Genomic DNA, 25044 nt, shown 5'->3' with positions numbered 1-25044 from the left:
GCGGCGATCGACTGTGGCCTTCATTGGGGGTGGGTCACAGCCGTGACGCCGCCAGGCCCCACGGCCGGGTTCCGGCATGCCGGGCGGCACACTCCACCGGAGCCCGGTCGTGGTCCGTCGCCGCTAGGACGCGAGCAGGCCGCCCCGGTACGCGCCGGCTTGCAGCTCGAACAGCTCGAAGTAGTGCCCCCGCGACGCCATCAGCTGCTCGTGCGTGCCCTGCTCGACGATCCGGCCCTGGTCGAGCACGACGATCCGGTCGGCGTTGCGGATGTTCGCCAGCCGGTGCGTGACCAGGATCGTGGTGCGCCGCGCCGTCGCCTCGCGCAGGCCCTCGAACACGCGCGCCTCGGCCTTGGCGTCCAGCGCGGCCGTCGGCTCGTCGGCCACCAGCACCGCCGCGTCCCGGTACATGCCGCGCGCGATGCCCATCCGCTGCCACTGCCCACCCGACAGGTCCTGCCCGTCGTTGAACTGCCGGGACAGCACGGTGTCCGGCCCTGCGGGCAGGGTGGCCAGCACCTCGTCCGCGCCGGACTTCACCACCGCCTCCTGCCACGCCTCGTCGTCCTCGCGCTCCAGCCGGCCGACCGTCACGTTGTGCCGCGCGGTCATCGGCCACTGCGCCGGGTCCTGCGCGATCACCGCGATCGAGGAGTGCACCGAGTGCGGGTCGGCCTCGGCCAGGTCCACGTCGTCCCACCGGACCGTGCCCGACGAGGCCGGGTACAGGCCCGTCAGCACCTTGCCGAGGGTCGTCTTGCCCGACCCGTTCTCCCCCACCAGCGCCACGACCTCACCCCGCTGCACGGTCAGGCTCACGTCCCGCAGCGCCGGTTTCGCCGCGCCCGGGTAGGTGAAGGTGACGCCGTCCAGCGTGATCCGCTCCGGGTCGGCCGGCGCCTTGACCGGTGAGCTGCGCTGCGCCCGTTCCTCACCCTCGACCAGCAGCTTGCGGTAGAAGTCGATGTAGAACGAGTCCTCGTACAGCGAGTTCACCGCACGGGTGGTCGACGCCAGCGACGAGAAGCCGGTCCGCATGGCGAGCACCGCCGTGCCCGCCAACGCCAGCTCCATGCCGCCGGTGTGCAGCAGGACGCCGAGCACGACGTAGGCGATCGCCGTGCCGACGCCGGCCAACGCGCGCCCGGTCAGCCGGACCACGTTCGTGCGGTGCGCCATCCGGATCTCGTCGGCCATCAGGCTCTCCGCGATGCGCCGGTGCTCGGCCAGCAGTCGTTCCTGCAACGTCAGCGCGTGCCGTTCCAGCGCGAAGTCGCGGTCGGTGGCGACCTCCTCCACCACGCCCTTGCGGGTGTTGCGGGTCACCGAATCGAGGAAGTGCTCGTAGCGCAGCTTCGACGCCCGCGCCGACGCCCACGCGTTCGCGAACGCCGCCAGCAGCAGCGCGGGCCCGAGCCACGGGTTCAGCAGCCCGACCGTGACGACCGCCGCCACCAGCGAGATCCCGCCCGACACCAGGTCGGCCAGGTACCGCAGGCTGCTCTCCAACGAGCGGACACCGCGCCGTCCGCCCTGACGGGCCAGCTCGCGGAAGTCGGCGTCCTCGAACGCGAGCAGCTCGGCCCGCACCAGGACCGCCGTCACCTCGTCGTTCGCCTCCCGCGTGACGCGGGGCCGCAACGAACTCTCCACCGCCGCGACCGCCGTGTCGAGCAGCGCGCGGACCACGAACGATCCCACCACCACGGCCAACGCGGGCAACGCCTCGACCACCCGCTGCGGCGTGGGGCCGTCGCGGAGGAGCGCGGAGAACACGTCCGCCGTGGCGAGCAGCCCGAACGCCGTGACGCAGCCGGCCAACACGTGCACGACGCCGGCCAACAGGGTCAACCGGGGCGAGGTGCGCCAAGCGAGCCGAACCACCATCGCCACCGCCGACGGCAGGCTCTTGATGGCCTTGCCCAAGCTCACCGACGTCTCACCACGACGACGGGCCCACTTGGGGGTGGCGACGTTCTCCACCCCGATCAGCACACTGCTCATCATCCCAGCAAACGCGAACTTCACCTCGCCGGCGACCGCGTTCGCGATCAGCGCAGCTCAGTGCTTCGGGAACCCAGAATTGTCAGACCTCGCCGGCAGAATGAAAGCAGGGGTCCCCTGGGCGAGGACGCCTGCGTAGCTCACCCGGTCGGGGCGGGGTGGGGCGAGAGGCCGGTCGAAGAGAGCAACAGATCACAAGCTGTCCTCGCCGGACGGGCAGATCAGCAGGATGACCCCAACCGCCCCTGGATGCTGCGGTTGGGTGGGTGGTCCGGGTTTCGTGCCATCCCACCGACCTCCACAAGGGCTACCACACGTATCAAGGGGGGCGCGGCCCGCAGTGAAGGCCGTGGGCATCGGTGAACCCGCGCCCCCCTTGACACGTGTGGTAGGGCTGCGCCAGGTCGGCGGGATGACACGAAGCCCTACTTTTGAGGCAAAAGACGTCCAGTGGAGGGGATCGGGGGTCGCCGACGGGCCTGGGGGTCCGGTCCCGTCCGGCGCGGTGAGGCCGCGATGCCCTTCCCTAAATACAGGGAGGGCTTCGTGTCATCCCGCCGACCTGGCTTTGCCCTACCGCACGTGTCAAGGGGGCGTAGTCCACTGCGGGCTACGGCGTTGACCGATGTCGCCCCCTTGACGCGTGTGGTAGCCCGGAGGGAGGTCGGTGGGATGACACGAAACCCGACCCACGACGCAACCGCAGCATCCAGGGGTAGTTGGGGTCATCCTGCTGATCTGCCCGTCCGGCGAGGACGCTTTTGATCTTTGGATCTTTCAGGCCCCAGCCCCGACCCGCCCTACCGGACCATGTCCTTGCGCAGCTCGCGCGGCAACGCGAAGGCGATCTTCTCGTTCGCCGTGGTGATCTCCTCGACGTCGCCGTACCCCTGCGTCGCCAGGTACTCCAGCAGCTCCATCACCAGGATGTCCGGCACCGACGCACCCGACGTCACGCCGACCGTCGTCACGCCCTCCAGCCACGCCGGGTCGACCTCGCGCGCGTAGTCGATCAGGTACGCCGCCTTGGCCCCCGCCTGCAACGCCACCTCGACGAGCCGCACCGAGTTGGACGAGTTCTTCGACCCGACGACCAGCACCAGGTCGCACTCCGGCGCCATCGTCTTCACGGCGGTCTGCCGGTTGGACGTGGCGTAGCAGATGTCGTCCGACGGCGGCTCCTGGAGGTCCGGGAACCGGTCCTGGAGCTGGCGCACCCGCACCATGGTCTCGTCCACCGACAGCGTGGTCTGCGAGAGCCACACCACCTTGGACGGATCGCGCACCACGACCTTGTCCACGTCCTCGGCGGTGTCCACGAGCTGGATGTGCGACGGCGCCTCGCCGTAGGTGCCCTCGACCTCCTCGTGTCCTTCGTGGCCGATGAGCAGGATGTCGTAGTCCTCACGGGCGAACCGCTTGGCCTCGTTGTGGACCTTGGTCACCAAGGGGCAGGTGGCGTCGATCGTGCGCAGGCCCCGGTCGGCCGCCTCCTGGTGCACGGCCGGCGACACGCCGTGCGCCGAGAACACCACGAGCGCCCCCTCGGGCACCTGGTCGGTCTCGTCGACGAAGATCGCGCCGCGCGCGGACAGCGTCTCCACGACGTGCTTGTTGTGGACGATCTCCTTGCGCACGTAGACCGGCGCGCCGTACTGCTCCAGCGCCTTCTCGACGGTCACGACGGCACGGTCCACGCCGGCGCAGTAGCCACGCGGCTTGGCCAGGAGCACTCGCTTGTCCATGGCCTCCAGGGTACGGCGTGCCGGATGTAGGCATCCGACGGCCGACTGCGGCAGGCTGTAGGGCATGAAGCCACTGCCCCTGACCGTCCGCCTGGCCGCGGGACTGGCGGTCACCGCCGTCGAGCAGGCCCGGAAGCTCCCGCGGCAGCTCGCGGGTCTCCCGGTCACCGTGGTCAGTGAGGCGTTGCAGCTGTCCATGCGGGTCCAGCAGCGGGTGACGGAACTCGCAATCAAGGGTGACGACGTGCTGTCCGTGCTGCGCCCCGCGGAGCAGGAGCCCGAGTGGGCGACGTTCGACGAGGACGTGCCCGAGGTGCGCGTGCCCGTCGCGGACGACCCGTGGGCGGAGGAGGAGCAGGCGCTGGCCGCCGAGCCCCCCGCCGTGCTGCCCAACTACGACGAGCTGTCGTTGGCGCAGCTCAGGGCACGTCTGCGCACCCTCACCGCGGAAGACCTGGAAGAGCTGCTGGCGCACGAGCGCACGCACGCGGCCCGGCCCGAGTTCACCGGCATGCTCACCCGCCGCATCGCGAACCTCAAGCAGCAGTGAACGCCGGGGAGACGAGCACCGAGCGGTCCCAGGTCGAACGGTCCAGCCCGGAGAACCCGTGGCCGGTGCGGACGGTCGCGCGCAAGATCTTCGACTGGATCAACCGGCTCGGCGACGTGTGGGTGGAGGGCCAGGTCACCCAGCTCAGCGCGCGTCCGGGCACGGCGACGGCGTTCCTGACGCTGCGCGACCCGTCGGTGGACATGTCGATGCAGCTGACCGCGCCCGTGGGCATGGTGCGCGAGTTGCAGCTGACCGAGGGCAGTCGGGTCGTGGTGCACGGCAAGCCCAACTTCTTCCCCAACCGCGGCACGTTGAGCCTGCGCGTGGACGAGATCCGGCAGGTCGGCATCGGTGAGCTGCTGGCCCGCATCGAACGGCTGCGCAAGCTGCTCAACGCCGAGGGCCTGTTCGACCCGCGGCGCAAGCGCAAGCCGCCGTTCCTGCCGAACAAGATCGGCCTCATCACCGGCCGCGCGTCCGCCGCCGAGCGCGACGTGCTGACCAACGCGCACGCCCGCTGGCCGGGTGCGCGGTTCCGGGTGGTCAACGTGGCGGTGCAGGGGGCGTTGGCGGTGCCGCAGATCCTCACCGCACTGTCGACTCTGGACCGCGACTCCGAAGTGGACGTCATCGTGCTCGCCCGCGGTGGCGGCAGCGTGGAGGACCTGCTGCCGTTCTCCGACGAGGCGCTGTGCCGGGCGGTGGCGCAGTGCCGCACGCCGGTGCTGTCCGCGATCGGGCACGAGCCGGACACCCCGCTGGTCGACCACGTGGCGGACGTGCGCTGCTCCACGCCGACCGACGCGGGCAAGCGGGTCGTGCCGGACGTCGCGGAGGAGGGCGAGCGGATCCGCCAGTTGCGTGACCGCAGCCGCCGCGCGCTGCACGGCTGGGTGGACCGCGAGCGCAAGCTGCTGGCCGCGTTGCGCACCCGACCTGCGCTTTCCGACCCGTACGGCCCGCTGGACCGGCGTGCCGAGGACGTGGACCGGCTGCGGGAACGCGCCCGGCGGGCGGTGCGCAACCGGCTCGATTCGGAGACCGCGGGCCTGACCGCGACCACGGCGCGCTTGACGACCCTCGGGCCTGCCGCCACGCTGGCGCGGGGGTACGCGGTGGTCCAGCTCGTCACCCCCGACGGGGTCGACGGGGTGCTCCGGTCGACGTCCCAAGCTCCCGCGGGCACCCGGTTGAGGGTGCGCGTGGCCGACGGCGCGGTGCACGCTGTCGTCACCGCCGACGGAGACGGCAACGAGCCCCAAGAAGGAGGCGGTGGTGCCGAACCCGGCACGTGAGCCCACGTTCCTGCCCTTGACGGTGTCCGCCGCGGGTGACGCCGACGACGCGGGCGCCGTCGCGGTGCGCGACCGCGCCGAGTCGGCCGACCGCGCCGCCGCGGACTGCTGGCTGTCCCTGGTGGCCGGCTGCACGTCGGGCAGGCAGACGTTGATCAAGCGGTTGCACGACCTGTCCGAGGCGACCTCCAGCTACGCCGGGATGCGGTGGTGGCTGGGCCACGGCTCGGTGCACCGCAGGCGCGTCGCCGACGCCGAGCACCGCATCGACGACGCGGTGCGCGAGGGCGACGGCGCGGAGTTCGCCGAGGCGTTCATCGGCTACGACCAGGCGGTCGCGACCGTCGTGGTGCACGTCCAGAACCGATTGGGGAAGTTGTCCACGTGAGCGAGCCGGGCTACGAGCAGGCCAGGGACGAGTTGGTGGAGGTGGTCCGCAAGCTGGAGGCGGGCGGGCTGTCGCTGGAGGAGTCGCTGGCGCTGTGGGAACGCGGCGAGGCCCTGGCGAAGACCTGCGAGCGGCAGCTCGCGGGCGCCCGGGAGCGGATCGATCAAGCACTCAGTGTGACCGAGGAGGACGTGGCCGAGGCGTGACGACGTGCGAGGATTGGTCTACCGGCCGGTAATCGCAGTCGCGGGAGGAACCCTCATGGTCACAGGCAGCAGCCAGTCCGAGCGTCGGCGAGAGGCGCCCGACCGGAACCTCGCGCTGGAGCTCGTCCGGGTGACCGAGGCGGCCGCCATGGCCGCCGGGCGCTGGGTGGGTCGCGGTGACAAGAACGGCGGCGACGGCGCGGCGGTGGACGCCATGCGCAAGCTGATCGGCACGGTGTCGATGCGCGGCGTGGTGGTGATCGGCGAGGGCGAGAAGGACGAGGCGCCCATGCTGTTCAACGGCGAGGAGGTCGGTGACGGCAACGGCCCCGAGTGCGACGTGGCGGTCGACCCGATCGACGGGACCACGTTGATGGCCAAGGGCATGCCGAACGCGTTGGCGGTGCTCGCGGTGGCCGAGCGGGGCGCGATGTTCGACCCGTCGGCCGTGTTCTACATGGAGAAGCTCGCCACCGGGCCGGAGGCGGCGGACGTCCTGGACATCACCGCGCCGATCGGGGAGAACATCCGCCGGGTGGCCAAGGCCAAGCACAGCGACGTCTCGGACGTGACGGTGTGCATTTTGGACCGGCCGCGGCACGAGTCGCTGGTGCGCGAGGTGCGGTCGGCGGGCGCGCGGATCCACTTCATCTCCGACGGCGACGTGGCGGGCGCGATCTCGGCGGCCCGGCCGAACACCGGCATCGACCTGCTGGCCGGCATCGGCGGCACGCCGGAGGGAATCATCGCGGCGGCGGCGCTGAAGTGCATGGGCGGCTCGATCCAGGCCAAGCTGTGGCCCAAGGACGACGAGGAGCGGCAGAAGGCGCTGGACGCGGGCCACGACCTGGACCGCGTGCTGCTGACCGACGACCTGGTGCGCGGCGACAACGTGTTCTTCTGCGCGACCGGGGTCACCGACGGTGACCTGGTGCGCGGGGTGCACTACCGGGCGGGCGGCTGCACGACCCAGTCGATCGTGATGCGGTCGAAGTCGGGCACGGTGCGGATGATCGACGGCTTCCACCGGCTCACCAAGCTGCGCGAGTACTCGTCGGTCGACTTCGACATCCCGCCGAGCGCCGAGGACGCCCTCCCGCCGCTGCCGTAGCCCTACGGGCCGCTGTCAACTGTGAACCGAGCGTTACCGGCCGATCGGCTGTGGTGATCACGCCAGGTTCATCCCTAGTTTCCGATCCGTCCCCGAGCACCCTGCGCCGGGGACGGAGAGGAAGCGATGAAGGTTCGTACCCTGTTCACCGCCTTCGCGGTGGCGGTCGGCGCGGCTCTCGCCTCGGCGGCCGGGGCGGCGGCGGCCCCGGCGACCGACGGCGGCGTCACCCCGTTCATCGTGGGCGGCGGCAACGCCACGCAGACCTACTCGTTCATGGTGTCCCTGCAGAGCACCACGGGCAGCCACTTCTGCGGCGGCTCGCTGATCAAGGCCAACTGGGTCGTCACGGCCAAGCACTGCGTGCAGGGCCGGTCGGCGTCCTCCATCAGGGCCCGCATCGGCACGACCAACCGCACCAGCGGCGGCACGGTCGCGTCCGGCGCCCAGGTGGTCACCCACCCGTCGTACGACATCGCGCTGGTGCGCCTGGCCACCTCGGTGAGCCAGACGCCGATCGCGGTGGCGTCGACGTCGGGCGCGGTCGGCACGGCCACCCGCATCATCGGCTGGGGCCAGACGTGCGCCCCGCGCGGTGGGTGCGGCGCGCCGACGATCCTGCAGGAGCTGAACACGTCGATCGTGGCCGACAGCAACTGCCTGGGCATCTACGGCGCGTACGAGATCTGCACGAACAACCCGAACGGCAACTCGGGCGCGTGCTACGGCGACTCGGGCGGCCCGCAGATCAAGTCCGTGAACGGTGTGTGGCAGCTGATCGGCGCCACCAGCCGCGCGGGCAACAACAACTCCACCTGCGCCACCGGCCCGTCGATCTACATGGACGTGCCGGCGTTCCGCTCGTGGATCGGGCAGTACGCGGGCGCGGTGTAGTCCCGCTCGTCCGCGCGTTCGAAGGGCCGTCCCTCCTCCGGGTGGGGCGGCCCTTCCCTATTCGTTACCGAAGGGCCTGCAACCAGGGGCTTCGGGCGCACGTCTCCTGGATCAGAGTCAGCACGATCTCTTGGGGGGCGCGCGATGCGCGGAGCAGCACTGGTGGTAATCGCTTTCCTGGCGACGGCGTGCGGGACGTCCGAGGCTTCCGGCCCGGCGACGACCCCGCCGTCGTCCACGGTCTCGTCGGCTTCCTCGTCGGCCGCCGCACCATCGTCTTCCTGGTCGACATCTTCGTCGGCTGCCGCACCATCGTCTTCCTCGTCGGCTTCCTCATCGGCTGCCGCGCCGTCGGCGGACCCCACGCCGGACCCGCAGCCCGCCCCGCCACCTCCGCCGGTGACCGTGCCCGGCACGCCGTGCGACATCACCGAGGGCGCGTGCGTGCGGCTGTCCACCAACCAGTCGTGGCTGATCAGCGGGGGCAGGATCAGCTACGGGCCGGTGCCCACGACGTCCGGCCGGCCCGGCTACGAGACGCCCGTCGGCTACCACGAGGTGCTGTGGAAGGTCGAACTCGACTACAGCCGCGACTTCGGCATGGCCGAGATGCCGTACTCGACCTACTTCGTCGGCAACGGCATCGCGTTCCACGAGGGCAGCCTCTACGACGAGTCGCACGGCTGCATCCACCTGTCCCGCGAAGCGGCGGCGAAGTACTTCCACACCCTCCGGGTGGGCGACCAAGTTCAGGTGACGGCGTAACAGGGTGTGTCGGATCACTCCTCGGTGGGTAATCCTGACACCGAGGAGTGATAGCGATGAGGAAGACGATCGGCACGACGGCGTTAGCCGCGGCGGCTCTGACCTTCGGCCTCGCGACTCCCGCCAACGCTGCGACCGGCACGCCGTGCTCCGTGCAGAACGGCGCGTGCGTGCAGCTGTCCACCAACCAGGCGTGGCTGATCTACAACGGGAACGCCAGCTACGGCCCCGTCCGGGTGTCCCACGGGATGCCCGGCTACGAGACCCCGGTCGGCACCTATCCCGTGCTGCGCAAGGTGAAGGACGACTGGAGCGTGCCCTACAACGGCCCGATGCCGAACGCGGTGTACTTCACCACGGACGGCATCGCGTTCCACCAGGGCGACACGAACACCCGGTCGCACGGCTGCGTCCGCCTGGGCCCGCAGGAGTCGTTGGTGTTCTACGACAACCTGTTCCCGGGCGAACAAGTCCAGGTAGTCCCCTAACCGCGTCGGATTGCCGCTGCTCCGCAGACGGCGGTGAAGTCGGTGGTTCGCGACTTCACCCCGCGTTGCTGGAGTGCCCCGGGAACAGGTGGGCCTCGGGGTTGAGCATCACGGCGATGTTGTTGACCGCGGTGGCGGCCTCGCCGAACCCGGTGGCGATCAGCTTCACCTTGCCGGGGTACTGGGCGACGTCGCCCGCCGCGTAGACGCGATCCCGGGCGGTGCGCATGGTGGTGTCCACCAGCACCGCCCGGTGGTCGAGTTCCAGGCCCCACGACTCGATCGGGCCCAGGTCGGCGGTGAAACCCAGCGCCGCGACCACGGTCTGCGCGGGCAGCACCTTGCGGTCACCGCCCTTGAGCCCCAGTTCCACCTCGGCCAGGCCGTCGTCACCGCGCAGCTCCAGCACCTCCGCGTCGGTGATGATCTCCACGCCCAGCTCGCGGACCTGCCGCACGGTCGGCGGGTGCGCCCGGAACGTCGCCCGCCGGTGCACGACCGTGACGCTGGCCGCGATCGGGTGCAGCGCGAGCGCCCAGTCGAACGCCGAGTCACCGCCGCCGACGACCACCACGTCCTGCCCGGTGTGCACGTTCAGCTTGGGCACGAAGTGCACCACGCCCCGGTCCAGCCACCCGTCGCCCGCGGGCAGCGGGCGCGGCCGGAACTCGCCCATGCCCGCGGTGATCAGCACCGCGCCGGCGCGCACCACGCCGCCGTCGGCCAGCCCGACCTCCAAACGTCCGTCCACATCGGACAACGTGCGGGCCTGGCGGCCGAGCAGGTACGTCGGCTTCCACTGGTCCGCCTGCTGCACGAGCGCGCTCACCAGCTCGCGCCCGCGCACCGCCGGGAACCCGGCCACGTCGAAGATCATCTTCTCGGGGTACATCGCGGTGATCTGGCCGCCCGCTTCGGGCAGCGCGTCGACCAACGCGACCGACAGGTCCCGGAAACCCGCGTAGTACGCCGCGAACAGCCCCGTGGGGCCCGCACCGACGATCAGCAGGTCGACCTCAAGCTCCATCCTTCGACCATAGGTGTTCCAGCCCACCGTGCCCAGTGCCGGCGTGCGGTCCAAACTCGGTGGTATGGCTGAACAGGAGTACCGCGTCGAGCACGACACCATGGGCGAGGTCAGGGTGCCCGCGGACGCGCTGTGGCGTGCGCAGACGCAGCGCGCGGTGGAGAACTTCCCGATCTCCGGGCGTGGTCTGGAGCGCGCCCAGATCCGCGCGCTCGGCCTGCTCAAGGCCGCTGCGGCGCGGGTGAACGAGCGGCTGGGGGTGCTGGATCCCGAAGTCGCCGCGGCCATCGCCTCGGCCGCCGACGCCGTGGCGGCGGGCGAGCACGACGCCCACTTCCCGGTCGACGTGTTCCAGACCGGGTCCGGCACGTCGTCGAACATGAACGCCAACGAGGTCATCGCCACCCTCGCCACCCGCGCGCTGGGCCGCGAGGTGCACCCGAACGACCACGTCAACGCCTCGCAGTCGTCCAACGACACGTTCCCGACCACGCTGCGGGTGGCCGCGACGGAGGCGGTCGCGCGGGACGTCATCCCGGCGCTGGAGCACCTGGCGTCGGTGCTGGACGCCCGTGCCGCCGACTGGACGTCGCTGGTGAAGTCCGGGCGCACGCACCTGATGGACGCCGTGCCGATCACGCTCGGCCAGGAGGCCGGCGCGTGGGCCACCCAGGTCCGGTACGGGATCGAGCGGCTGACCTCGTCGCTGCCCCGCCTGGCGGAGCTGCCCATCGGCGGCACGGCCGTGGGCAGCGGGTTGAACGCGCCGGCGGGCTTCGGGGCCGCGGTGTCGGCCGAGCTGGCCGCCGTGACCGGCCTGCCGCTGACCGAGGCGCGCGACCACTTCGAGGCGCAGGCCACGCAGGACGGCGTGGTGGAGATCTCCGGGCAGCTGCGCGCCACCGCCGTGGGGCTGTACAAGATCGCGAACGACCTGCGCTGGCTCGGCTCCGGTCCCCGCACCGGCCTGGGCGAGCTGGCGCTGCCCGACCTCCAGCCCGGTTCGTCGATCATGCCGGGCAAGGTGAACCCGGTGATCTCCGAGGCCACGATGATGGTGGTCGCGCAGGTCGTCGGCAACGACGCGGCGGTGGCGTTCGCCGGGTCGCAGGGCAACTTCCAGCTCAACGTGATGCTGCCGGTGATCGCCCGCAACGTGCTGGAGTCCGCGCGGCTGCTCGCCGCCGTGGCCCGCCTGCTGGCCGACAAGGTGCTGACCGGCGCGGAGCCGCAGGTGGACCGGATGCGCGAGTACGCCGAGTCGTCGCCGTCCATCGTCACCCCCCTGAACCGCTACCTGGGCTACGAGGAGGCCGCCTCCATCGCCAAGCAGTCCCTGCGCGAGCGCAAGACCATCCGCGAGGTCGTCCTGGAACGCGGCCACGTCCCCTCGAAGCTCTCCGAAGCCGACCTGGACCGCGCCCTGGACGTCCTCCGCATGGCCAACCCCCACTAACCCACGCGAGTCCTACGTTCAGAACGCGAGAGTCCTACGTTCAGAACGCGCGTGTCCTACGTTCGCGTCACGCGTGTCCTACGTTCAGGACCCTCGAGTTCAACGCTCAGAACGCGCGACCTGGACTTGCGGCTCGACCAGGGGCGGGCGGTCGACCTCGGCCGCCCGCCCCCGCAGCCCGACCACGCACCCCACCGCCACCGCCACCGCACCGGCCAACGCCACCGCCGTCAACGCCTGCGCACCCAGCACCACCGACGCCACCAGCCCGGCCACCGGCATCAACCCGATCAGCACCCCCGCCCGGTCCGCGCCCAACCCCGCCACCGCGAAGTACCACAGCCCGAACGCCACCGCCGTCACCACGATCCCCAGCACCACCAGCGCCACCCCCTCACGCGCCGTCGGCACCTGCCACCCGCCGACCACCGTGCCCAGCGCCGCACCGCCCACCGCCGCGATCAGGCAGCACCACGTCGCCACCGCCACCCCGCCCAACCGCCGCACCACACCCACCGCGAACAGCGTGAACGACGCCTCACCGGCCATCGTCAACACCGCCAGCAGCAGCCCCGGCCCGTGCCACGACCCGCCGCCGGACAGCACCACCACCCCGCCGACCACGGCCACCGCGCCCACCACCGCCGCACCAGACGGCCTGCGCCCCGCCAGCAACGGCGCCACCAGCGCCAGCACCAGCGGACTCGCCCCGAGCACCGCCGCCACGAACCCCGGCTCGGCGTACCGCTGCGCGTACAGCACGCACGCGTTGAACCCGAGCATCCCGGTCACCACGAGCCCGACCAGCGCGGGCCAGTCCCGCCTCCCCGGCACGGGCAGCCGCCCGCCCCGCAACCGGATCCACGCGAGCAGCACCAGCCCGCCCAACGCGTACCGCATCGCCTGCCCCGTGAGCAGCGGGTACCCCTGGAGCAAGCCGGTCACCGGCACGGACGCGCCCACGATCATTGACGACATCGCACCCGCTGCGATCGCGGTCCTGGCGTTTCTCATGACGAGCACTCTCCGCGACCGGTGGTCCAGGTTTAAGCTCCACTTCGATGCCCGCCAACTGGACCACTTTCCGCGAGCTCCTCCTCGCCCCGAACGGCAGGCGCGGGGTGGAGTCGGAGTTGCGGCGCGCGGTGCGCGACGGGCGGCTCGCGCCCGGCACCCGGCTGCCGTCCAGCCGCGACCTGGCCGCCCAGCTCGGCGTCGCCCGCGGCACGGTCACCTCGGCGTACGCGCAGCTCATCGGCGAGGGTTACCTGAGCGCGCGCCGCGGCTCGGGCACCACCGTGACGGCCGCCTGCACGTGGCCCGGCGCGGCCGCCGCCGAACCCGAGCCCGCGCCGAGGTTCCGGTACGACCTCAAACCCGGTGTGCCCGCGTTGAGCGCCTTCCCGCGTGACGAGTGGTTGCAGGCGCAGAAGTCGGCGCTCGCGGACCTGTCCAACGACGACCTCGGCTACCCCGACCCGGCCGGGTTCGGCCCGTTGCGCCGGGAGCTCGCCGACTACCTGGGACGGGTGCGCGCCGTGGCCGCGCGACCGTCCGAAGTGGTCGTGACGAACGGCGCGGCGGAGGGGATCTCCCTGCTGGGCCGGGTCTTGCGGGCGGCCGGGCACCGCGGCGTGGCCGTGGAGGAGCCGAGCCACTTCGGCGCGGCGGAGATCCTCACGTCGCACGGGCTGGAGGTCGTGCCGGTCCCGGTCGACCCCGACGGCTTGCGGGTCGACCTGCTGTCCACAACGGACTGCCGTGCGGTGCTCGTGACGGCGGCGCACCAGTTCCCGTTGGGTGTCGTGCTGCACCCGTCTCGTCGGCGCGCGCTGTTGGAGTGGGCGCGCGCGTGCGACGGCTTGGTGGTGGAGGACGACTACGACGCCGAGCACCGCTACGACCGGCCCGCGCTGGGCGCGATGCAGGCGCTCGACCCGACGCGCGTGGCGTACCAGGGCAGCACGAGCAAGGTGCTCGCGCCCGCGTTGCGGCTGGGGTGGCTGGTGCTGCCGCCGGCGTTGCGCGACGTCGTGGTCGAGCGCAAGCGGTTGGACGACCTGGGCACGGGGACGCTGCACCAGGCGGCGTTCGCCCGGCTGCTGAGCACCGGCGGGTACGACCGTCACCTGCGCCGCACGCGCCAGCTGTACCGGGCGCGGCGGGACGCGTTGCTGGAGGCGCTGCGCGAGGTGCTGCCGCGGTGGGAGCCGATCGGGGTGGCGGCCGGGTTGCACGTGGTCGTGCGGCTGCCGGACGGGACGGACGACGTGGCGTTGCAGGAGCGGCTGGCGCGGCGCGGGGTGAACGCGCCGGCGTTGGCCCGGTACGCGCGCACGCCGACGTTCCCGGGGCTGGTGCTCGGCTACGCGGCGTTGACGCCCGACCGGCTCCGGGAGGCGGTGCTGGAGCTGCGCGCGGCCGCCTGACCTGTTTTTGTCGGTGCTCGGGTGCACCATGGTCGGCGTGTTGTTCACCGAAGTCGTCGAGACGTCCGCCGCGGTGGCGGCGACGCGCTCCCGCTTGGCCAAGGTCGCCGCCCTGGCCGAGCTGGTGCGCCGGATGAGCACGCCCGCGGTGGTGTCGTTCCTGGTCGGCGTGCCCAGCCAGGGCCGGATCGGCGCGGGGTGGCGCACCGTGTTCGACCTGGCCGTGCCGCCCGCCGCGGTGCCGTCGCTGACGGTGTCCGATGTGGACGAGGCGCTGGGTCGGTTCGCGTCGATCAGCGGGAAGGGGTCGGCCGCGCGGCGGGTGGAGGCGCTGACCTCGCTGTTCGGCCGGGCGACGGCGGCCGAGCAGGACTTCCTGCGTCGGCTGCTGACGGGCGAACTCCGCCAAGGTGCACTCGAAGGGGTGATGTTGGACGCGATCGCGCGGGCGGCCGACGTGCCCGGCGAGGTGGTGCGGCGGGCGTTCATGCTGTCCGGTTCGCTGCCGGGGACGGCGGTGGCGGCGATGAGCGGCGAGGAGGCGTTGTCGGCGTTCCGGCTGGAGGTGGGTCGGCCGGTGCGGCCGATGCTGGCGTCGCCCGCTGAGTCGCTGGGCGCCGCGCTGGCCGAGTTGGGGTCGTGCGTGGTGGAGCACAAGCTGGACGGCGCGCGGATCCAGGTGCACCGGTCGGGCGAGGAGGTGCGGATCTTCACGCGGACGTTGCGCGAGATCACCGGCACCGTGCCGGAGCTGGTGGAGCTGGTGCGGGCGCTGCCGTGCACGTCGGTGGTGCTCGACGGGGAGACGCTGGCGTTGAACGACGACGGCAAACCCCGGCCGTTCCAGGAGACGATGAGCCGGTTCGGGGCGCGGGACGAGCGGGAGCTGCTGCTGAGCCCGTTCTTCTTCGACTGCCTGCACCTGGACGGCGTGGACCTGCTGGACGAGCCGCTGCGGGCGCGGCTGGAGGCGTTGCGCCGAGTGGCCGGCCCGCACGTCATCCCGGGCGTCGTCGCCGCGTCGGAGGAGCAGGCGGCGCGGGTGCTGGACGAGTCGTTGGGTGCGGGGCACGAGGGCGTGATGGTGAAGTCGCTCGAGTCGGTGTACGCGGCCGGGCGACGGGGGCGGGCGTGGCAGAAGGTGAAGCCGGTGCACACGCTCGACCTGGTGGTGCTCGGGGTGGAGTGGGGCAGCGGCCGGCGGAAGGGGCTGCTGTCGAACCTGCACCTGGGCGCGCGCGACCCCGACGGCGGTCCGCCGATCATGGTCGGCAAGACGTTCAAGGGGCTGACCGACGAGCTGCTGGCCTGGCAGACGCGCGAGCTGATGGCGATCGCCACGGAGAAGACCGACTGGGTCGTCATGGTCAGGCCCGAGCTGGTGATCGAGATCGAACTGGACGGCGTCCAGGTGAGCCCCCGCTACCCGGGCGGCGTCGCCCTGCGCTTCGCCCGAGTCCTCCGCTACCGCCCGGACAAGGACCCCTCCGAAGCCGACACCATCACCGCCGTCCGCGCCCTCCTCCCCCCGCGCGAACCCTCCCCTCCGAACACGATCGGGTGATCATGGCCCTTAAATGTACGGAAACACCGTTACCGCACCTCGGTTAAAACGAGGAGCCCCCCGAACCACCCGCCCCGCCGCAACCACCCACCAACCCGACACCCACCAACCCACCGACCCGACACCCAGCAACCCGACACCCAGCAACCCGACACCCAGCAACCCGACATGCAGCACATGCCCAGCCACCTCGCCCCAGGCCGCAACCCAACAGCCGGCGCCACGAGCGTCGTTCCGTCCGGTCCGTGCGTGCCGGGTGTCGAGCGGGAAGATGGCGTGGGGGTGGCAGGTGGGCGGAGGCCGCAGAGGTGCGGGCTTGGAGGAAGCTACAACCGCAGACCCCGTAGCGACCCCGCTCATGGTGCGCACAACCAGGGCGGATCAGGCTCGGCGCGAGTATCGTTAAGTTCTCGTGCGGTTCATCGAAGGGCATCGGCCCAGCTACGACCTGACCTACGACGACGTCTTCCTCGTGCCCGGCCGATCGGCCGTCGACTCGAGGTTCGGTGTCGACCTGTCGACCTCCGACGGAACGGGGGCGACGATCCCGATCGTGGTCGCGAACATGACCGCGGTGGCGGGACGGCGGATGGCGGAGACCGTGGCGCGGCGCGGCGGGCTGGTGGTGCTGCCGCAGGACGTGGCACCCGAGGCGGTCGCGGAGATCGTGCAGTGGGTCAAGGCGCGGCACGCCGTGTGGGACACCCCGTTGACGCTGCACTCCGGCGACTCGGTGGCGGACGCGGTCAACCTGTTGCACAAGCGGGCGCACGGGGCGGTCGTCGTGATCGACGACGACGGGCGGCCGACCGGGGTCGTGGACGAGGCGGCGTGCGCCGGGGTCGACCGGTTCACCCGGCTGCACGACGTGGCCGACGAGCGCATCATCACCCTTCCGATGGACACCCCGCCGCGTGAGGTGTTCGACCGGCTCCACGGCGGCACGCAGCGGGTCGCGCTCGGGGTCGACGCCGACGGACGCCTCCGCGGCGTGATGACCAGCCTCGGGGCCCTGCGCGCCGACGTCTACCAGCCCGCGCTCGACGACGCGGGCAAGCTCCGCGTCGCCGCCGCCATCGGCGTGAACGGCGACGTCACCGCCAAGGCCGAGCAGCTGCTCCAGGCCGGCGTCGACACCCTCGTCGTCGACACCGCCCACGGCCACCAGGACAAGATGCTCGCCGCCCTCAAGGCCGTCCGCGAGGCCCGCCCGACCGTCCCGGTCGTCGCCGGCAACGTGGTCACCGCCGAAGGCGTCCGCGACCTGGTCGAAGCCGGTGCGGACATCGTGAAGGTCGGCGTCGGGCCGGGCGCGATGTGCACCACCCGCATGATGACCGGCGTCGGCCGCCCGCAGTTCTCCGCGGTCGCCGAGTGCGCCGCCGAGGCGCGCAGGCTGGGCAAGCACGTCTGGGCCGACGGCGGCGTCCGCCACCCGCGCGACGTGGCCCTCGCCCTGGCCGCGGGCGCGTCCAGCGTCATGATCGGCTCCTGGTTCGCCGGCACCTACGAGTCCCCTGGGGATCTCCAGCGCGACGAGCAGGGCCGCCTGTACAAGGAGTCGTTCGGCATGGCGTCCAAGCGCGCCGTGTCCGCGCGCACCCGCACCGACAACGCGTTCGACCGCGCCAGGAAGGGCCTGTTCGAGGAGGGCATCTCGACCTCCCGCATGCGCCTGGACCCGGCCAGCCCCGGCGTCGAGGACCTGCTCGACTCCATCACGGCGGGCGTGCGCAGCGCCTGCACCTACGCGGGCGCGCAGACGCTCGAGGAGTTCCACGCCAGGGCCACCGTCGGCGTGCAGAGCGCGGCCGGGTTCGCCGAAGGACGCCCGCTGCCGTCCGGTTGGTGACTCCCGAGGTGTGACTCACGGCAGAAGCGGGAGGGGCCGGTCCGACACGCGGTCGGACCGGCCCCTCCCAGGTCACGGCGTCAGGAGGCGTAGTCCTCCAGCATCTCCGTCACGAGCGCCGCGATGGGCGAGCGCTCCGACCGCGTCAGCGTGACGTGCGCGAACAGCGGGTGGCCCTTCAGCTTCTCGATCACGGCCGCCACCCCGTCGTGCCGCCCCACGCGCAGGTTGTCGCGCTGCGCCACGTCGTGCGTCAGCACGACCCGCGAGTTGGCGCCCAACCGCGACAGCACGGTCAGCAGCACGTTGCGCTCCAACGACTGCGCCTCGTCCACGATCACGAACGAGTCGTGCAGCGACCGGCCGCGGATGTGGGTCAGCGGCATGACCTCCAGCATGCCGCGGTCCATGACCTCCTCGACCACGTCCTGGCTGACCAGCGCGCCGAGCGTGTCGAACACCGCCTGCGCCCACGGCTGCATCTTCTCGCTCTCGGAACCGGGCAGGTACCCCAGCTCCTGGCCGCCGACCGCGTACAGCGGGCGGAAGACCACGACCTTGCGGTGCTGGCGGCGCTCCATGACCGCCTCCAGGCCCGCGCACAGCGCGAGCGCCGACTTCCCGGTCCCGGCCCGTCCGCCCAGCGAGACGATGCCGACCTCGGTGTCCAGCAGCAGGTCAAGCGCCACGCGCTGCTCGGCCGACCGGCCGTGCAACCCGAACGCCTCGCGGTCGCCGCGCACCAGCCGCAGCTGCTTGTCCGGCGTCACCCGACCCAGCGCGCTCGACGTGCCCGCCAGCAGCCGCAACCCGCTGTGGCACGGCAGCTCGGCCACGTGCGCCAGGTCGAACAGCGCCGGGTCGATCACCGAGTCGCGGTACAGCGCGTCCACGACGGACTGGTCGACGTCCAAGTCGGACATGCCCGAGTAGCCCGACAGCGTCACGTCGTGCGCCCGGTACTCCTCGGCGGCCAGGCCGACCGCGCCCGCCTTGACCCGCAGCGGCATGTCCTTGGTGACCAGCGTGACGTTGTGCCCCTCGGCCGCGAGGTTGAGCGCGCAGGCCAGTATCCGGGCGTCGTTGGAGTCCGTGCGGAAACCCGCGGGCAGCACCTCCGGGTCGGAGTGGTTGAGCTCGACGCGCAGCGTCCCGCCGCTCTCGCCGATCGGGACCGGGTGGTCCAACCGGCCGTGGCGCAGGCGCAGGTCGTCGAGCAGGCGCAGCGCCTCCCGGGCGAACCAACCCAGCTCGGGGTGGTGCCGCTTGCCCTCCAGCTCGCTGATCACCACGAGCGGCAGCACGACCTCGTGCTCGGCGAACCGCGTGGTGGCCAGGGGGTCGGAGAGCAGCACGGACGTGTCCACCACGTACGTGTTGGTCGTCGGCGCGCCACGGCGCCGGGAAGTGCTGCGCGATGAGCCTGAGGAACGGCTCGCGGGTCGTCGTGCGTTCACGGCAACTCCCTCACGAACGCGGCACCCGCGTCCGCTCCTCGCTGGGCCAGGCACCACCCCGATCGACCGGCACGCCGTCTAGCTCAGGCGCACCGACCACGAGGGCCGGGTGCCGGCCCCCTCGCGCACACCGCCACGATCAGGGCCTCCCTGCGCGGTCCGCAGTGGACGCGTCCCGCCAACCGGAAGTTACCTCCGCGAGTCCCTCTTATGCAGGCAGCCACACAGGTGATTCGTCAATTCGTCACCTCGTCGCAAAATCGGCGAAAGATGGTCGCTCCGACTGCTCGCGGATGAAGTCGAGCCGTCACATCGGCGCAACACGACGTCGTCCACGCAGCTCAGGGGCCGTGCGGCCGGGTGTGGCCGGGACCGTCACCCTGGGTCGCGGGGCAGCCAGGGCACCCCTGCCGCGACTTCGGCCGCCAACGTCGCCGGCACCAGCGGTTCGTCGAGGAGCCGCAGGTAGCGGTCACCCAGCGTGTCCGTGGGGGCACGCAAGTCGAGCCACGCGCGGATCAGCCGCACGCCCTCCACGTACGTCGTCGTGTACGCCCGCCACAGAGGGTCACCGAGGAAGCGCAGCATGTGCCGGGCCCGGCGTTCGGGAACCAGCAACCACCGGCACAGGAAAGCGACCACGTCATCCGGATGAGCACGCCGGTCGTGCAACATCAGGGCAGCGTCCTGACGCACGGTGAGCAGCCCGGCGAGCGCGCCCTCGACCCGTTCGGCCAGCTCGCCGTCCATCCGCAGGCCCAGGTCGGCCATGACCTCCTCGGCCCAGCGGCCCCAGCCGGCGCCGACGACGGCGTGCAGCCCGAGCTCGGCCATGCCCTCGGCCATCAGGCACTGCGGCGTGTTGATCAGGAACAACGCCTGCTCGGCGTGCCCGCGCTTGCCGACCAGGCCGATCTCCTTGCGGCAGTGCTCGGTGTGGTGGCCGGGGTAGGACTCGTGCGCGACCAGGTGCGGCAGGTTCGACATCCGGTGACCCAGGTCGGCGTTGACCGCCACGCGCGAGCGGAAGCCGCCCAGGTAGTAGTTGAACCCGCTCCACGGCTTGTCCGTGACGATCTCGTACTCCACGACCTCGTTGGCGGGCAGCTCGAACCGCTGCCTGACGCGGTCGCGCAGCGCGCTGGACAGGGCGTGCACGGCATCCTTGAGCTTGCGCGGCGGGATCTCGTCCAGCGCGCGGTGGTCGGCGAGCCGTTCGGCCAGCGTGCCGGGTCCGCGCAGCAGCTCGTCCAGGTCCGCGTGCGCGCGGCGGTAGGCGTCGGGGTGGCCGGGGCGGATGTCGACCTGGAAGTACGACCGCACCTCCTCGACGAAGCCGACGCGCACGCCGGCGAGCTTGCGCGCGATCGTCTCGGCGGCGGTGAGGTGGGCGTCGAGGAAGCGCTTGCGGTCCGGTTCGAGGTCGCAGCCGGGCAGCTCGCGGCGCAGGAGCCGGGCCTGCTCGGTCAGCGCGACGGGGTGCGGCCTCGGTTCGGCGTCCACGGCGCGGCGCAGCGCCCGGTCGCCGGTGAACGAGTCGACCAGACCGGGTGACAGCCGATCGAGTCTCAACCCGAGCACCAGGTACTCACGCACGATCCGGTCACCGTCCACGGACTGAAGACCATACGAGAAGACCGCCCGGTTTACCACATGGCGAACGCACCGACTAATTATGACGACCAAAGACACCGTAACGAGGGATAGCCACCTTCGGTCGATCACACAATGGGGTTATGGAGATCCACCTGGGGGCGGGGATTCGGTAGTTTGCCGGACAGGCAACCACATCCGGCTTCGGAACAACGCTGGATCGACCGGGGAAACCCGCACAGAGGAGTGTGAAGTGCTGAAGAAGGCAGGTACGCTCGCCGCGGTCGTGGCCGGACTGATGCTGGTGGGCGCTCCCGCGTTCGCCGTCACCGGCGAACCCCACGAAGACGGGCGCGGGCCGAGTTACGACGACGGCCACTACACCGCCATCGGGCAGCTCCACAACCAGCAGTACGTCGAAGACGGTTCGGGCGACACCACGATCGCCGACCAGTTCGGCCTGCTGAACCTCGGGAACGACTCCGACGCCGCGAACCAGTTGAGCATCTGCGAGGTCGAGGTGAACGCCGTCCTCGGCATCCCGGTGCTCTCGAACAACGACGAGAACCTCTGCCTGACGTCGGACAACGACGACAACGACTCTGCCGACGCCGGGGACAACAGCTCCGAGAGCTGATCCACCGGATCCTGCCACCGGGCGCCGGACGTGCCCGGTGGCGGAAGGGGCGTGCGCACCGGTGACGGCGCACCGGGCGCACCCCGCGGAATGGACGGCGGGAATTCAGGACACGACGTCCGGATTCCCGTTCCCGATAACTAAAACCGGAAAAGAACGCTTTCACACGATGGTGTTCATCCGGGTGCGATCCACAACGCCGACCAGTAGGTTACCTGAGCAAGGGCAAACCGCCTGAGCCGCAGACTCCCCGAATGCTCGGATCGAACGAGCAAGGTTATGGGCGTCACATCAATTCCCCACTAGAGGAGTGTGTTTAGATGTTCAAGAAGGCAGGTGCCGTCGCCATCGCTGCGGCCGGTCTGATGCTGCTGGGCTCCCCCGCGTTCGCGACTCCGCACGGGGACTACGACGACGGCCACTACACCGCCATCGGCGAGCTCCACAACCAGCAGTACTTCGAGGACGACGCGGACGAGGAGACGGTCGCCGACCAGTTCGGCCTCATCAACTTCGGCAACGACTCCGACCTGCTGAGCCAGGTCAACCTCTGCGAGCTGGAGGTCAACGTCATCGCGATCCCGATCCTCTCGAACAACGACGAGAGCTACTGCATCGCGACCGACAACGACGACAACGACTCGGACTCCGCCGGGGACAACAGCTCGGAGGACTGAGCCAACGCTGGAGTTCTCGAGGGCGGCACTTCCCGGTCGGGGGGTGCCGCCCTCGGGCGTTGTCCGGGGTCGGCGGTCAGGAACCGAAGCGGCGGTGCCGGACGGCGTAGTCGCGCAGGGCGCGCAGGAAGTCGGTGCGGCGGAACTCGGGCCAGTAGGCCTCGGTGAACCAGAACTCGGAGTGCGCGGACTGCCAGAGCATGAACCCGGACAGCCGCTGCTCGCCGGAGGTGCGGATGAGCAGGTCGGGGTCGGGCTGGCCGGAGGTGTAGAGGTGCTCGGCGATGTGGTCGACGTCGAGGACCTCGGCCAGCTCCTCGATCGTGCCGCCGGACTCGGCGTGCTTCTGCAGCAGCTTGCGGACCGCGTCGGCGATCTCCTGCCGGCCGCCGTAACCGACCGCGACGTTGACCTCCAGGCCGGTGCGGCCCTTGGTGCGCAGCGCCGCGGCGGACAGCCGGGCGGCGGTCTCGGTGGGCAGCATGTCCAGCGCGCCGACGTGCCGGATGCGCCACGGGTTACCGGGCTCGGCGAGCTCGTCGACGATGTCGGCGATGATGTCGAGCAGGGGCTCCAGCTCTTCGGCCGGGCGGTTGAGGTTGTCCGTGGACAGCATCCACAGCGTGACGACCTCGACCTCGGCCTCGCGGCACCAGCTCAGCAGCTCCAGGATCTTGCGCGCGCCGGCGCGGTGGCCGTGCGCGACGTCGGTGAAGCCGGCTTCCTTGGCCCACCGGCGGTTGCCGTCGAGCACCACGCCGACGTGACGTGGTCGTTGCTTGCCGTCGAGCCACCGGTTCAGCCGGTACTCGTAGACCGGCAGGAGGAGCTTGTCCTTGATGCGCTCGCGAAGACCCACGCTGGAAGAGCGTACGCCGGGTGGGCGCGGTCACGCCGTCGTGTGCTGACCGGGTCACCTACGCTCCCGTAACCTCGGTGCGTGACCACGTCGACTCACCAGCCGCAGCCGGCGCTGCGGCCGCGCTTGCGAGGATGGCTGCACCTCTGGTCGTTCGTGGTGTCCGTGGCGACGGGCGCGACGCTGGTCGCCCTGGCCGCGGCCACCGTGTCGGCGAAGGCCGCGCTGGCCACGTCCGTGTACGGGGCGACGGTGCTCGGCCTGTTCGGCGTCAGCGCCCTGTACCACCGGGTGAACTGGGTCAGCGTGCGCGCCCGGACGTGGATGAAGCGCCTCGACCACTCGATGATCTTCGTCTTCATCGCGGGCACCTACACCCCGTTCGCCCTGCTGGCCATGCCACCGGCCACCGGCAACGTCGTGCTGCTCGTGGTGTGGCTGGGCGCGCTGGGCGGCGTGACGCTGAAACTGGCCTGGCCCCACGCGCCGCGCTGGCTCGGCGTGCCGATCTACATCGCGCTGGGCTGGGTGGCCGTCTTCGTCCTGCCCGACCTGCTGGAGCACGTCGGCGTGGCGGCCCTGGTCCTGCTGCTGGTGGGCGGCCTCCTCTACACCGCCGGCGCCGTCTTCTACGCCACCCGCTGGCCGAACCCCTGGCCGGAAGTCTTCGGCTACCACGAGTTCTTCCACGCCGCGACCGTGCTGGCGGCGTTGTGCCACTACATCGCCATCTGGTTCGCGATCTACTCCTGACCAGCGGTTTTATGGTCGGCCGGTAGTCGTTTTCCATGATCAGGCCGTCTCCAGGCCGTCAACGCGCTTCTTGGGCTTGAAGAGGCGGTTGGCGGCCTTGCGGCTCTTGTCGTGGCTGGTCGGCATCAGGTGGGTGTAGGTGCGGAGCGTGAAGCCCGGATCGTGGTGCCCGAGGTGGGCGGACAGGGCCTTGATGGAGACGCCGTTCTCCAGCTGACTGGACGCGTAGAGGTGCCGGAGGCCGTGCATCCCGTCCTCACGCTCCCGGTACTCCAGTCCTGCCGCCTCGAAGGCCGGACGCCAGATGCCCATGTTGAACACCTGGCGTCGGACCGCCCCACCATCCATCGTGAGCACCAAGCGCACGGTCACCGGGTCACCGCCGGGCCGGTCCCACGGCAGGGTGACGTCAACCGGCGGGTGAGCCGCCATGTGGTCATCCAGCGCGTCCAGGACGCCGTCACCGAGCGGCACCGTGCGCGCCTTCTTGCTCTTGGGTAGTGCGTAGACGAGCTGGTTGCCGACGATCCGGACTTGACGGACGACGTGCAGCTCACGGGCGTCCCGGTCAATCTCGTCCACGCCCAGGCCGAAGATCTCACCTTGGCGCAGGCCGGTACCCGCAGCGAGTATCAAGGCGATCTTGTACTCCACCGGCAGGGCGAGTTGGACCGCCCGCATCCGTGCTTCCAGCCACGGCTTGATGCGTCGCTCCGGCGGTGACGGCCGCTGCACGCTCCGGGCCTTGCACGGGTTGCCAGTGATGATCTTCTCCTCCACCGCCGCGTTCAGGATCGAGGACAGCCGGTCGAACAGAAGTTGCTGGTAGCGGAGACTCAGACCGGCCTCACCCATCGAGCCCAACCACTCCCGGACCCTCGGGATGGTGATCGACTTCATGGCCATCCCGCCGAAGAAGGGGACCAGTCGCTTGTCCACCTGGCTGCGCAGGTTCTCCTGCGTGGCGGCGTCCTGGGACTGGCCGCCGAACCAGGTCTCCACGTACTTGGAGAACTTGATCTCTCCGGCTTTCGGGTCGACGTACTTGCCTTCCCGCTTGTCCGACTCGACCTCCAGCAGGAAGTCCTCCGCTCGCTTCTTCTGTCGGTCCGGAAAGCTCTTGCTCTTCTCGACGCCTTGCGGGTCGAGGTAGCGGACCTTGTAGCGCAGGCCCTTGCCGTACGAGGAGGTCTTGACCCGCGTGACCTGCTGCGTCACGGGGTCGCGCTCCTCCTTCCACCAGCGATCTTGGATGTGGCCCACGGCAGACTCCTCCTGTCGTTTGAAC

The 25044-nt window shown here is 71.0% G+C and carries 23 protein-coding genes; 15 read left to right on the top strand and 8 right to left on the bottom strand.

Annotation, left to right across the window (positions count from 1 at the left end):
• Positions 1-123: 123 nt before the first annotated feature.
• Both LZG04_RS06680 and LZG04_RS06675 read right to left on the bottom strand, forming a co-directional pair.
• Complete coding sequence (locus tag LZG04_RS06680; protein WP_233814254.1) at positions 124-2007, bottom strand: ABC transporter ATP-binding protein; 1884 nt, start codon at positions 2005-2007, stop codon at positions 124-126.
• An 800-nt stretch (positions 2008-2807) separates the two neighbouring features.
• A complete protein-coding gene (locus LZG04_RS06675; protein ID WP_233814252.1) occupies positions 2808-3752 on the bottom strand; it encodes a 4-hydroxy-3-methylbut-2-enyl diphosphate reductase in 945 nt (314 codons plus the stop codon).
• 64 nt (positions 3753-3816) lie between these two features.
• On the opposite strand from LZG04_RS06675, the gene LZG04_RS06670 reads away from it, so the two are divergent.
• The 8 genes from LZG04_RS06670 to LZG04_RS06635 all read left to right on the top strand — a co-directional run bounded on the left by LZG04_RS06670 (position 3817) and on the right by LZG04_RS06635 (position 9452).
• Complete coding sequence (locus LZG04_RS06670; RefSeq protein WP_233814250.1) at positions 3817-4302, top strand: lipid droplet-associated protein; 486 nt, start codon at positions 3817-3819, stop codon at positions 4300-4302.
• Positions 4299-5600, top strand: a complete 1302-nt coding sequence (xseA, locus tag LZG04_RS06665) for an exodeoxyribonuclease VII large subunit (protein ID WP_233814248.1) — start codon at positions 4299-4301, stop codon at positions 5598-5600. The genes LZG04_RS06670 and xseA overlap by 4 nt, the downstream gene beginning before the upstream one ends.
• Positions 5581-5988: a sugar ABC transporter substrate-binding protein gene (locus LZG04_RS06660; protein WP_233814246.1), complete on the top strand. Its 408-nt coding sequence runs from the start codon at positions 5581-5583 to the stop codon at positions 5986-5988. The genes xseA and LZG04_RS06660 overlap by 20 nt, the downstream gene beginning before the upstream one ends.
• Positions 5985-6194 carry an exodeoxyribonuclease VII small subunit gene (locus LZG04_RS06655; RefSeq protein WP_106617365.1) on the top strand — a complete coding sequence of 70 codons (210 nt, stop codon included), beginning with the start codon at positions 5985-5987 and terminating at the stop codon, positions 6192-6194. Before LZG04_RS06660 ends, LZG04_RS06655 begins: the two co-directional genes overlap by 4 nt.
• A 55-nt stretch (positions 6195-6249) precedes the next feature.
• Positions 6250-7305, top strand: coding sequence for a class II fructose-bisphosphatase (gene glpX, locus LZG04_RS06650; protein ID WP_233814244.1), 1056 nt, complete (start codon positions 6250-6252; stop codon positions 7303-7305).
• A gap of 126 nt (positions 7306-7431) precedes the next feature.
• Entirely contained in the window at positions 7432-8199 is a 768-nt protein-coding gene (locus tag LZG04_RS06645) for a trypsin-like serine protease (protein WP_233814241.1), read from the top strand.
• A 399-nt stretch (positions 8200-8598) separates the two neighbouring features.
• Positions 8599-8964 (top strand): L,D-transpeptidase, encoded by a 366-nt coding sequence (locus LZG04_RS06640; protein WP_233814239.1) that lies wholly within the window; start codon positions 8599-8601, stop codon positions 8962-8964.
• Positions 8965-9020: 56 nt separating this feature from the next.
• Positions 9021-9452, top strand: a complete 432-nt coding sequence (locus LZG04_RS06635) for a L,D-transpeptidase (protein ID WP_233814237.1) — start codon at positions 9021-9023, stop codon at positions 9450-9452.
• A gap of 55 nt (positions 9453-9507) precedes the next feature.
• On the opposite strand, the gene LZG04_RS06630 is transcribed toward LZG04_RS06635, so the two are convergent.
• The gene (locus LZG04_RS06630) at positions 9508-10479 is read right to left on the bottom strand and encodes an NAD(P)/FAD-dependent oxidoreductase (RefSeq protein WP_233814234.1); all 972 of its coding nucleotides are present in this window, start codon (positions 10477-10479) and stop codon (positions 9508-9510) included.
• 64 nt (positions 10480-10543) lie between these two features.
• On the opposite strand from LZG04_RS06630, the gene LZG04_RS06625 reads away from it, so the two are divergent.
• The gene (locus LZG04_RS06625) at positions 10544-11935 is read left to right on the top strand and encodes a class II fumarate hydratase (protein WP_233814232.1); all 1392 of its coding nucleotides are present in this window, start codon (positions 10544-10546) and stop codon (positions 11933-11935) included.
• Between the two features lie 99 nt (positions 11936-12034).
• On the opposite strand, the gene LZG04_RS06620 is transcribed toward LZG04_RS06625, so the two are convergent.
• Entirely contained in the window at positions 12035-12949 is a 915-nt protein-coding gene (locus LZG04_RS06620; protein ID WP_267935205.1) for a DMT family transporter, read from the bottom strand.
• Positions 12950-12996: 47 nt separating this feature from the next.
• Between LZG04_RS06620 and LZG04_RS06615 the strand changes: the two genes are divergently transcribed.
• The 3 genes from LZG04_RS06615 (at position 12997) to LZG04_RS06605 (ending at position 17780) form a co-directional block, all read left to right on the top strand.
• Positions 12997-14364, top strand: coding sequence for a PLP-dependent aminotransferase family protein (locus tag LZG04_RS06615; protein WP_233814228.1), 1368 nt, complete (start codon positions 12997-12999; stop codon positions 14362-14364).
• A 37-nt stretch (positions 14365-14401) separates the two neighbouring features.
• Positions 14402-15928: an ATP-dependent DNA ligase gene (locus LZG04_RS06610; RefSeq protein ID WP_233814226.1), complete on the top strand. Its 1527-nt coding sequence runs from the start codon at positions 14402-14404 to the stop codon at positions 15926-15928.
• 412 nt (positions 15929-16340) lie between these two features.
• Positions 16341-17780 carry a GuaB1 family IMP dehydrogenase-related protein gene (locus LZG04_RS06605; RefSeq protein ID WP_233814223.1) on the top strand — a complete coding sequence of 480 codons (1440 nt, stop codon included), beginning with the start codon at positions 16341-16343 and terminating at the stop codon, positions 17778-17780.
• An 80-nt stretch (positions 17781-17860) separates the two neighbouring features.
• Here the strand turns inward: LZG04_RS06605 and LZG04_RS06600 are convergent, their stop codons facing one another.
• Complete coding sequence (locus LZG04_RS06600; RefSeq protein WP_233814221.1) at positions 17861-19150, bottom strand: PhoH family protein; 1290 nt, start codon at positions 19148-19150, stop codon at positions 17861-17863.
• 462 nt (positions 19151-19612) lie between these two features.
• Positions 19613-20851, bottom strand: coding sequence for a DUF885 domain-containing protein (locus LZG04_RS06595; RefSeq protein WP_233814219.1), 1239 nt, complete (start codon positions 20849-20851; stop codon positions 19613-19615).
• A gap of 232 nt (positions 20852-21083) precedes the next feature.
• Between LZG04_RS06595 and LZG04_RS06590 the strand changes: the two genes are divergently transcribed.
• Both LZG04_RS06590 and LZG04_RS06585 read left to right on the top strand, forming a co-directional pair.
• Positions 21084-21467, top strand: coding sequence for a hypothetical protein (locus tag LZG04_RS06590; RefSeq protein WP_233814217.1), 384 nt, complete (start codon positions 21084-21086; stop codon positions 21465-21467).
• 320 nt (positions 21468-21787) lie between these two features.
• Positions 21788-22144 (top strand): hypothetical protein, encoded by a 357-nt coding sequence (locus LZG04_RS06585; protein ID WP_233814215.1) that lies wholly within the window; start codon positions 21788-21790, stop codon positions 22142-22144.
• Positions 22145-22220: 76 nt separating this feature from the next.
• Here LZG04_RS06585 and LZG04_RS06580 read toward each other — a convergent pair whose 3' ends face one another.
• Entirely contained in the window at positions 22221-22967 is a 747-nt protein-coding gene (locus tag LZG04_RS06580) for an isoprenyl transferase (RefSeq protein ID WP_267935425.1), read from the bottom strand.
• Positions 22968-23084: 117 nt separating this feature from the next.
• On the opposite strand from LZG04_RS06580, the gene LZG04_RS06575 reads away from it, so the two are divergent.
• The gene (locus tag LZG04_RS06575; protein WP_233814210.1) at positions 23085-23756 is read left to right on the top strand and encodes a hemolysin III family protein; all 672 of its coding nucleotides are present in this window, start codon (positions 23085-23087) and stop codon (positions 23754-23756) included.
• A gap of 39 nt (positions 23757-23795) precedes the next feature.
• Here the strand turns inward: LZG04_RS06575 and xerC are convergent, their stop codons facing one another.
• Positions 23796-25019, bottom strand: coding sequence for a tyrosine recombinase XerC (gene xerC, locus LZG04_RS06570; protein WP_233814208.1), 1224 nt, complete (start codon positions 25017-25019; stop codon positions 23796-23798).
• Between the last annotated feature and the right edge of the window lie 25 nt (positions 25020-25044).

The sequence above is a fragment of the Saccharothrix sp. S26 genome (assembly GCF_021390395.1).
GTDB lineage: Bacteria > Actinomycetota > Actinomycetes > Mycobacteriales > Pseudonocardiaceae > Actinosynnema.
This window is presented reverse-complemented; position numbering and strand designations above follow the sequence as displayed.